This window comes from Bacillus sp. NPDC077411 (assembly GCF_044543425.1).
Classification (GTDB): domain Bacteria; phylum Bacillota; class Bacilli; order Bacillales; family Bacillaceae_G; genus Bacillus_A; species Bacillus_A bruguierae.
On the sequence record NZ_JBITWA010000049.1, the window covers coordinates 1,614 to 2,840 of the forward strand.

General features: G+C 53.8%; 1 rRNA gene (cut by a window edge). It reads left to right on the plus strand.

The window, feature by feature from the left end:
* Positions 1–1,227: ribosomal RNA gene (locus tag ACIGHG_RS25595) — 23S ribosomal RNA — on the plus strand; it begins 1,609 nt to the left of the window's first position.

The window sequence follows — 1,227 nt, forward strand, 5'->3', positions numbered from 1 at the left end:
TGCGAGAGAACTCTGGTTAAGGAACTCGGCAAAATGACCCCGTAACTTCGGGAGAAGGGGTGCTTTCTTAACGGAAAGCCGCAGTGAATAGGCCCAAGCGACTGTTTAGCAAAAACACAGGTCTCTGCGAAGCCGTAAGGCGAAGTATAGGGGCTGACACCTGCCCGGTGCTGGAAGGTTAAGGAGAGGGGTTAGCGCAAGCGAAGCTCTGAACTGAAGCCCCAGTAAACGGCGGCCGTAACTATAACGGTCCTAAGGTAGCGAAATTCCTTGTCGGGTAAGTTCCGACCCGCACGAAAGGTGTAACGATTTGGGCACTGTCTCAACCAGAGACTCGGTGAAATTATAGTACCTGTGAAGATGCAGGTTACCCGCGACAGGACGGAAAGACCCCGTGGAGCTTTACTGTAGCCTGATATTGAATTTTGGTACAGCTTGTACAGGATAGGCGGGAGCCTTTGAAGCCGGAGCGCTAGCTTCGGTGGAGGCGCTGGTGGGATACCGCCCTGGCTGTATTGAAATTCTAACCTACGGGTCTTATCGACCCGGGAGACAGTGTCAGGTGGGCAGTTTGACTGGGGCGGTCGCCTCCTAAAAAGTAACGGAGGCGCCCAAAGGTTCCCTCAGAATGGTTGGAAATCATTCGTAGAGTGCAAAGGCATAAGGGAGCTTGACTGCGAGACCTACAAGTCGAGCAGGGACGAAAGTCGGGCTTAGTGATCCGGTGGTTCCGCATGGAAGGGCCATCGCTCAACGGATAAAAGCTACCCCGGGGATAACAGGCTTATCTCCCCCAAGAGTCCACATCGACGGGGAGGTTTGGCACCTCGATGTCGGCTCATCGCATCCTGGGGCTGTAGTCGGTCCCAAGGGTTGGGCTGTTCGCCCATTAAAGCGGTACGCGAGCTGGGTTCAGAACGTCGTGAGACAGTTCGGTCCCTATCCGTCGTGGGCGTAGGAAATTTGAGAGGAGCTGTCCTTAGTACGAGAGGACCGGGATGGACGCACCGCTGGTGTACCAGTTGTTCTGCCAAGGGCATAGCTGGGTAGCTATGTGCGGAAGGGATAAGTGCTGAAAGCATCTAAGCATGAAGCCCCCCTCAAGATGAGATTTCCCATAGCGTTAAGCTAGTAAGATCCCTGAAAGATGATCAGGTTGATAGGTTCGAGGTGGAAGCGTGGTGACACGTGGAGCTGACGAATACTAATAGATCGAGGACTTAACCA